Genomic DNA, 8,416 nt, shown 5'->3' with positions numbered 1-8,416 from the left:
CGTAGTCCACCGGACTCGACACGGTGGGGGCGTGTCCAATGTCGCCGAAGTTCAGCTCAATGCCGCCCGAAGTCCACGGCCCGCGCATGGCCACGTTGCGGAACTTGACGACGTGGTTGAAATAGACAAAGGGGAAATTAGTCGCCTTGTCATAAGCGCCCCAAATCTTGCCTCCAATCTCGGGCGTGATGGACACTTTGATGTAGGAGTTTTCGAGTTCGACGAATTTCCAGTTTTTCATTACGCCCTTATCGGTATAGCCGTCGAACTTATGGTAAGGGTAAATCCGCCCCGGCTCGGCCACGGGGCTGGGGTCGGAGAAGCCGTAGGTTTTTAAGGATCGGGATGTTTCTGCAATGGTAGCTTGAGCGCGGGTTTGGGCAACCAGAAGCGGGCTGGCAAGCAAAAGTATCGCAGCAAACCGTATTAAAAATAATTTCATGAGTCAAGTACTCGGTTAATTCTGGTTTTTATGACTTAAAAAAAGCCAGCATAATCTTGGAAAGAATCTGCTCGCCGTACTCATTGGCATGGACGCGGTCGCGGTAGAACAGGTGCGGGTGCAAGCCCGAACTGCGGATGTACTCGGCCCAGGGCGTGGTCATGTCTAAATAAGCAGCTTTCTCATTCTTGGCAAACTCCCGCAAGGCTTTTCCGTAGGGCGAAGTACCCGAATGTTGCGCCACCGCCAGCGCGGCGGGGTCGCGCGGATCGACGTTGCCGAAAGCCCCCGTCGCCAATAAGAACTCCACCTCGGGTAGTTCAGCGCGGATTTGGTCGATGACGTCCTTCATGCCTTCAAAATCCTGCTGCTGGCTGATGCCCCCGATGAAAACCAGGTCGGGCTTGAGCGGGACGAGGTACTTTTGGATGCGGCCCGCTTCGCGGTAGTGGCGGTTGCCGCCGCCGCCCCTCACATAGACGGTCGCCTTGATGTTGGCATTAGGGTACTTTTCGCGCAGTTTGGCGATCCAGCCCGAGCGCATGATATCGTTGATTATGCTGTCGCCCAGGCCCAGAATGTGCAGGTCGCCGCCTTTTCTGAGTTTTTTGCGGGTGCTTTTCAGGTACTTCCAGTCGGTTGGGGGAAGCGTGAACTCGCCGGGCGGCATTTCGGCTTGGATTTTATTGATTTGGGCCAGCGAACGGGCGGGGGAGGCAAACAGGAAGTAGTCTTGCTCGACGGGCATTTCCTCCACCGTCAGGTCCGGCTCGTACTTGGGCGGATTGGGGCCTTTGTCGGGAAAGGTCAGAGGCGAATCGGCCATCATGCTGCTGGCATTGGTGTTGGCGTTTACCGCGTTGCGGTCTTTGGGCGCGGCGTTCTGGGCGAGGGTTGCCGTCGCGGCTGTGAGCAGCATGGCAGCGGCCAGAAAACAAGCGGCCAGATTAGCAGAGAAGTCTTTTGTCATGGGTATCCTGAAAAATAATGACAACCCCAAAATAGTGATTTCCAATTGGTTTGTTGATGGTTTTTTATTAGAATTGTAAAAAAAGGAGAACGATATGGTAGTTATTGAAAGAGAACCTCATCGGGAAGTTCGAACCATTCCGGCTTATTTGGCCTACGAGGAAATGAATGGCGAAGCCCTGCCTTACAAGGGGTACTTGGAAGTGTTGGCTGGAAACAAAAAACTCGAGGAAATCATGGGAAGCAGTTCGTTGCAGGGGGTTTTGGCTTCAATCATCCACGGTTTTCTCTTTGGGAATATTGACAGGAAGAAATATTTACTATCCAACAATGAGACAGGACTGCACCTTGGCACAGGAAATAATTTAGCTAGTGACATAGTTATTTTTGAAAAGGATAAGGCGACCGTAAATGACAAATATTTTAACATTCCTCCTAAAATAGTGATTGAGGTAGATATCAAAGTGGATTTGAGTGAGACCTCCTGGCGCCAGGAAAGGGATTATGTTCTTGCTAAATCACAGAAAATGCTGGACTTCGGCGTTGAGAAAATCATTTGGGTGAGTACTTTCAACAAAAAAATATTTGTCTGTTCTACCACCCAAAACTGGTACTACGCCGACTTCGACCAGGATATTCCCCTGCTTGAGGATTGTGTGCTGAACGTCGCTAAATTATTAGCCGAGGAGGAAATCATATACTGAACGTAAACCATCAATCAAAAAAGAGCCGCTCTCTCGGAAAGCGGCTCTTTGCATTCTCAGGACGCCCTAGCCGTCAAGCCGTCAGGGCTTATCCCACCACAACCGGGTAGCGGGGCTGTCGGGGCCTCCCAACTTCGAGATGCCTGTTTGTACGCCGGGTTCGTTGGTCTGGAATTCACCCTGGGTGAAAGGTGTGCGCCGTACCACCCCGCCGGCAGGTACATCCGGGTTTTCGGAATTGATGCGAGGGTAGAGCTTGGGATAGCCCGTGCGGCGGTACTCTGCCCATGCCTCGTGGCCGTTGGGCCACAGCGAAAGCCATTTCTGGGTGATGATCTGCTCAAGCTGCTTCTCGGGTGTAGTGGCCCACTTCACCGGAATATCGCTCAAAGGCGGCGATTTCACAGCGTGACCCGCATCAAGGGCAACCGGCGTAGAAGTACTGTTGGTATAAGCCTGAATAGCAGCGGCATCGGTAATGCCCCACTGCTTCATCGAAGCTTCGATTCCCTTCTCATAGAATTCCTTGGCCGTACCCGTACCCATATTCCAGCCTTTTAAGGCACCCTCGGCGCGCAGGAACCAAGCCTCCGAGGCATACATGATGGCGAACGGGGTGCTGAACATATTGTCGGGTGTAAAGGCAGGATTTACGTTAGAGTTAGCAACGGCGGCGTTCTCAGCAAGCCCCAGTTGCGCCTGGGAGAAACCATTACGCAAACCCTTGAACGTATTGGTACCGGGTACGGGCGCGTAGTACTTGCTCATTCTCGGATCATCGTAGCCTTTCAGCACACTTTCCATGGCTGCACTCATCCGGTATTCGTTCCAGGCGGTAGTTTGGGCCATAGGGTTGAGGGAGTTCGTCGTAACCTTGAGGAAAGCGTCGTGGGCATTGGTGGTCAAAACCCCTCCGGCTACGGCTTCTTCGGCGTTGGTCTTGGCCAGGGCCGGCTCTACCTTCGACATCCGCATCGAGACGCGAAGCCGCATGGTATTGGCAAAAAGAATCCATTTGTCGACGTTGCCCTGGTAAACCTGGTCGTTGTCACCCAGGATGTTTTTGCCTTTGAAAGCCTGCAAACTAGCCGCCCCTTCTTTGAGAAGTTTCAGGAAGTCCTTATAAATAAATTCCTGGGAATCGTATTCTACGCTCTTGCCGCCATTACCCACCTGTGAGTAGGGGATAGGCCCCCAATAGTCGGTGCGTGGTAGAAACATCTGCACTTTCCAAATGTTGGCAATGGCATAAATGGCCGCGTTCTCACTTGGGCCACCGGGAGCTGTGGCTTCCAAAACGCCCAGCAGGGGGGGCACCGCCGAGTTGTAGAAGCCATTGAAGGCGCCGTTGAGCCACCCACCGACCATCACGTTTCGGTCGGAAGGGAAGTTAATGGCTACGTTGGCGTAAAACTGCGATTGCAGGTCGGCGAAAAGACTTTGGAAGGTCTGCCAACTGGCCTGAATCGAACGGTACTGCGCCGCAGCGAAAGCATTGCCTACTCCCGAGGCGTCGAGCGAGGTAAGCTTGGTTTTGTCGGTATTGAGGTCGTCAAACTTGTCGGTGCAAGCATAAAAACCAACCGCCAGCACCGCCAGAAGTACTGGAACAGTGATTATTTTGATTATTCCTGATTTCATGTTCTTGATAGGTTTGTTGTTGTATTTTGACTAGAATGACAGATTAAGGTTCACACCGATCGTGCGGGTTGATGGCAGGGCAAATGATTCCAGTCCGACGGTGGTGTTCTGTGCACCCGCCGTGAGTTCTGGATCGAAACCCTCGGCTTTATTGATTAGGAAGAACAAATTCCGGCCAACCAGCGATACGGAGGCCGCCGAAAAAGGCGACTTTGCTACTGTTGCTGCTGGCAAAGTATAGGTCAGGGACAGCTCACGCAGCCGGACATTGGTTGCACTGTACGTGAACGCCTCACCAGCCGGGGTATTGCGGCCACCCACTCTAAGCCAGTATTTTTCCGCAGTCGTAGCGATATCGTTTTTGGTACCATCGGCCTTCACGCCATCGAAAACGAACGACTCGCGTCCGGCCAGTGTCTGCTCGGTCACGCCGTCCGCGTAGATGACGGCATTGGTGAACGAGGTCACGATTCCACCGACGCGGGCACTAATCAGGAAGTTGAGCGAAAGACTCTTGTACGTAATACGGTTGCCCAGTCCCCCGGTCCAGGTAGGCCGGGTGTTACCCAGCAAGACCGACGTGCCGCTAGTGATTTGGGGAAGACCGTCTTTATCCACCAAAATCTGTCCCTGGTCATTGCGCACATAGCCCCGGCTATACACCTGTCCCAGTGGTTTCCCTTCCTCAGCCCGGACACTGTTGAAGAAGTCCCCCGCCAGCGTAAGCGTTTTTAATGCTGGGGTGAGTTCCACGAGTTTGTTCGTGTTGGCCGCGTAGTTGAGGTCGATGTCCCAGCGCAGATCGCCGACTTGCACAGGTGTAATATTCATTGTGAGTTCGACGCCCGAGTTACGCACCAATCCGGCGTTGATAAATTCTGACGACCAACCCGAAGCGGGCGGAATACTCACCCGGAACAGTTGGTTCTTGGAATCGCTGGTGTAAAAGCCCAGGTCGAAGCCCAAACGATTGCCGAAGAATTTCATCTCGATTCCCCCTTCAAGAGCGGTCGTAATCTCCGGTTTCAAATCGGGAAAGGGTTTCACGTTGTCGCGTGAGATGAAACCGTTGGGCCCTCCAGGCGAAAAAGTGTAGGTCTGATTCAGCAGGTAAGGAGTCGCGTCGCTACCCGTCTGGGCGTAGGTGCCGCGTACTTTGAGAAACGAGATCGCACTCGGCATTGTGATCATGTTGGAAACTACTGCCGCGAAGCCCACCGAAGGATAGAAGTAGGAACGGTTGGCGGCGGGTAGCGTAGAGGACCAGTCGTTACGGGCCGAGGCCGAAATAGTAAGCGCGTCGCGGAAAGTGACGTCCGCCGTGGCGAAAACCCCTTGCTTCTCAGTCTGGCTCACGCCCCGGTTAGATTGCGGGCTGCGGGCGTTGGTCGTGATGAAGAGGTTGTCGCGGTTCAGGCCACCCGTCGAGGTACTTTGAGTGAGGAAATTATTCCTTTGCAGGTTGGCTCCCACAATCGCACTCACGGCCAGGTTTTGGCCAAAGTTCTTATTGTACATCCCAAACAAGTCCAGGTTCAGCAGCGAAACTTCCCGCCAGCTCGTTTGGTAATCCCCGTTGTCGGCGATGGTGTAGGTGTTGTTGTACCACTTACCCTCAAATTTATCGACGTACTTGTCCAGCCCAGCCCGACCTAATAGCTTGAAGGACGGCGTGAAGTTGTATGACAACTCAGAGAAGCCCGTAATCCGGTCGCGCTTATCCAAAGCACTCACCCGGTTTTTAATCCAGTAGGGGTTTTGTCCTCCGTTGGAGCCGGGGTTCCAGTAGTTCTGACGGAGTCGGCCCGTGCTGGGGTCAATGTATTCAAAGTCCTGCGCCTGTTCGAGCGATATATTGCGCGGGATTCGCAGGATGTGGCGCTGTAGGTTGGCAAAGGCTTCGCCCGTCTGCTGGCGGTTGTTAACCACCTCATTCAGGTAAGTTACCTTAGTGTCCAGGTTCAGCTTCTTGCCCAGCTTGTTCGTGATACGAAAATTTAGGATGTTGCGCTTAAGCTTGTTGTTGTCCACGATACCAGTTGCCCCTACATTGGTGTACGAAAAGTACGTCTGTGCCTGCTCGGTTCCTCCCGAAAATGCAATCGAGTTGGAAAGTTGGCTGCCCGTCGAGTAAAAATTCTCATAGCTGTTGGGCTGGGGCGTCATATTGTATGTCTGGCCCGCATTGGCCGGGTTGGGACCCCACAGGGCTACGGATTGTCCGGTAATTTTAGGACCCCAGCTAAACTCGGAGCGCGGGCTGTACTGCCCGGCGCTGCCTTGCCCGTACTCATTCTGGAACTCACGCAAAAACAGCGGCTGTTCGGCCAGGAAAGAGCTGTTGATGCTCACGCCCACGCCCTTGCGCGACACGCCGCGCTTGGTGGTGATGATAAGAGCACCGTTGGAAGCCAGGCTACCATAAAGCGCGGTGGCAGCCGCGCCGCGCAACACGTTGATCGACTCGATGTCGTCAGGATTGATGCTGCTCAGGCCGTCCCCACCATCCCGTCCGCCGTTGGCATTCCCGGGGCTGAAATTGCTGTTGTTAACAGGCACGCCATCTATTACGATGAGTGCCTGGTTGTTGCCCGTGATCGAGCGGTCGCCGCGCAGCACGATCCGGGACGAACCGCCCAGGCCCGAAGCGGAACGGGCTACGTCCAGCCCCGCCACCCGCCCGATGAGCGAGTTGGCCACGTTGAGTTCGCGGGCCTTGGCGAAGGTCTTGGTTTCGATTTGCTGCGTGGCGTAGCTTAGGGTCTTCTGCTCCTTGGAAATACCAAGAGCCGTTACGACTACCTCGCCCAGGTTGCGTACGTCGGTGTTGAGGCTGGTCGTTAGCGTGGTTTGTGTTGCGGTGAAAGGCACATCTTTGTTGGCGTAGCCAACCGTCGAGATGGTTAAGGTGCCGGCCCCGTTGACGTTGAGTGTGAAATTACCCTCGGCGTTAGTATTGGTACCCCGAACGGTACCTTTTAGTAGAACGCTGGCCCCCGGCAGGGGCTGCCCATTCTCATCATTGACCGTCCCGCTGAGGGCACGGTCTTGGGCGAAAACATTTCCTGTCGTTGCCACAAGCAGCACCAGGATGGTAAATAGTAGTTTTTTCATAAACAGAAGGGGTTTTTTAGTATGGGTACGGATGAAACATTGAAAACACAAGATATAAATAATACTTTAAAAATAACCGCTGATTGTCATCAAACAACAGGATAGAGCGGGTTTTGTCGAGTGGAATTCCCCAGTTTAGTCGCGTATTGGGGAATGTGCGCCACTAGAATTCACAATAATAGGATCATTTCTACTGGATTAATGGTTCGGCATGGAATTTTTTTTGAAAAACGAAAATCAACGTAACTATCTCTCGCTATGGAAATACTCGTATTCTTCTTCGTTAGTCTTTTTGCTGGTATTCTGGCCGCCTATTTGGTTGAGCAAAATCGCCAAAAGCAAACCGATACATACCAGTTTGGGGGTAGGGAAAATTCTAAATCCACTTTTGACCGACTCCACAGAATTTCACGACAAGTGAAATCAGCCTGATTATTAGATAATCAGGCTACTTGTCTAATAAGTAGTTTCGGTTTATTTCTGAACATATAAAAGGGTCGATCGCGTTTATCCACCCTTACTTGCCAATAAAAAGCCATCTAGCCGATGGCTTTTTTGTGTTTGGTCGGCGTGGTTCGTACTTTTCGGATTCGATGACATCACTAACCGAAACCTTTCCTATGACCTTTGACTGGCAGGGCGTCTTTCCAGCCCTTACGACCAAATTTACCACCGACGATACCCTAGACCTGCCCGCCTTCGAGCGTAACCTGCAAGCCCAAATAGAAGCGGGCGTTGATGGCATCATCCTGGGCGGTTCCCTCGGCGAAGCCAGCACGCTCACCCAACCCGAACGGGAAACGCTGGTGAGACACGCTGTCAAAAAAATCAGTGGTAAAATTCCTGTTGTCCTTAACATCTCAGAAGCCTCTACCAAAGAAGGCATCAAGGTAGCCGAATCCGCTGCCGACTTAGGAGCCAGTGGTCTAATGCTGCTGCCGCCGATGCGCTATAAAGCCGACGACCGCGAAACGGTAGCTTTCTTCAAGGCCATCGCTCAGTCCACCACTCTGCCCATCATGATATATAACAATCCAGTGGACTACAAAATCGAAACTACCCCGGATATGTTCGAGGAGTTGCTCGAATTGGATAACATCCAAGCCGTAAAAGAATCGACCCGCGACGTCACTAATGTTACCCGCCTCCGCAACCGCTTCGGCGACCGTCTAAAAATCCTTTGCGGTGTAGACACGCTGGCGATGGAAGAACTTGTCATGGGGGCTGACGGCTGGGTGGCCGGACTGGTTTGCGCTTTCCCGCGCGAAACCGTAGCAATTTACCGCCTTACCAAAGCCGGAAGGCTGGACGAAGCCCGCGAAGTATTCCGCTGGTTTCTGCCACTTTGTGAACTTGATTTGCATCCCAAACTAGTCCAGTACATCAAACTAGCCGAAGTCCACGCGGGCATTGGTACTGAACATGTACGCGCCCCAAGACTATCGCTGGTAGGGGAGGAGCGCGAGCGCGTCGAGCAAATCATTAAGAAAGGTCTGGCGGCAAGGCCGGAGTTGCCGGATTATTCGAGTTTGTAAGGTTTATGCAA

Annotated in this window: 6 protein-coding genes; 2 read left to right on the top strand and 4 right to left on the bottom strand. The window is 52.9% G+C overall.

Going from position 1 to position 8,416, the window contains the following annotated elements:
- Together ACEW8P_RS18065 and ACEW8P_RS18060 are read right to left on the bottom strand one after the other, a co-directional pair.
- The coding region (locus ACEW8P_RS18065; RefSeq protein ID WP_373514473.1) for a DUF5107 domain-containing protein at window positions 1-442 on the bottom strand (442 nt) is incomplete at its 3' end.
- Window positions 443-470: 28 nt separating this feature from the next.
- Window positions 471-1,412, bottom strand: coding sequence for an SGNH/GDSL hydrolase family protein (locus tag ACEW8P_RS18060; protein ID WP_373514472.1), 942 nt, complete (start codon window positions 1,410-1,412; stop codon window positions 471-473).
- A 94-nt stretch (window positions 1,413-1,506) separates the two neighbouring features.
- Between ACEW8P_RS18060 and ACEW8P_RS18055 the strand changes: the two genes are divergently transcribed.
- Window positions 1,507-2,115, top strand: a complete 609-nt coding sequence (locus ACEW8P_RS18055; protein WP_373514471.1) for a Uma2 family endonuclease — start codon at window positions 1,507-1,509, stop codon at window positions 2,113-2,115.
- An 81-nt stretch (window positions 2,116-2,196) separates the two neighbouring features.
- Here the strand turns inward: ACEW8P_RS18055 and ACEW8P_RS18050 are convergent, their stop codons facing one another.
- Both ACEW8P_RS18050 and ACEW8P_RS18045 read right to left on the bottom strand, forming a co-directional pair.
- Window positions 2,197-3,756 carry a SusD/RagB family nutrient-binding outer membrane lipoprotein gene (locus tag ACEW8P_RS18050; RefSeq protein ID WP_373514470.1) on the bottom strand — a complete coding sequence of 520 codons (1,560 nt, stop codon included), beginning with the start codon at window positions 3,754-3,756 and terminating at the stop codon, window positions 2,197-2,199.
- A 30-nt stretch (window positions 3,757-3,786) separates the two neighbouring features.
- Complete coding sequence (locus ACEW8P_RS18045) at window positions 3,787-6,870, bottom strand: SusC/RagA family TonB-linked outer membrane protein (protein ID WP_373514469.1); 3,084 nt, start codon at window positions 6,868-6,870, stop codon at window positions 3,787-3,789.
- A gap of 620 nt (window positions 6,871-7,490) precedes the next feature.
- Between ACEW8P_RS18045 and ACEW8P_RS18040 the strand changes: the two genes are divergently transcribed.
- A complete protein-coding gene (locus tag ACEW8P_RS18040; protein WP_373514468.1) occupies window positions 7,491-8,405 on the top strand; it encodes a dihydrodipicolinate synthase family protein in 915 nt (304 codons plus the stop codon).
- Window positions 8,406-8,416: the final 11 nt, after the last annotated feature.

This window comes from Persicitalea sp. (genome assembly GCF_041751555.1).
Lineage (GTDB): Bacteria > Bacteroidota > Bacteroidia > Cytophagales > Spirosomataceae > Persicitalea.
The sequence above is the reverse complement of the archived record's forward strand: the minus strand, read 5'-3'. Positions and strand labels throughout refer to the sequence as shown.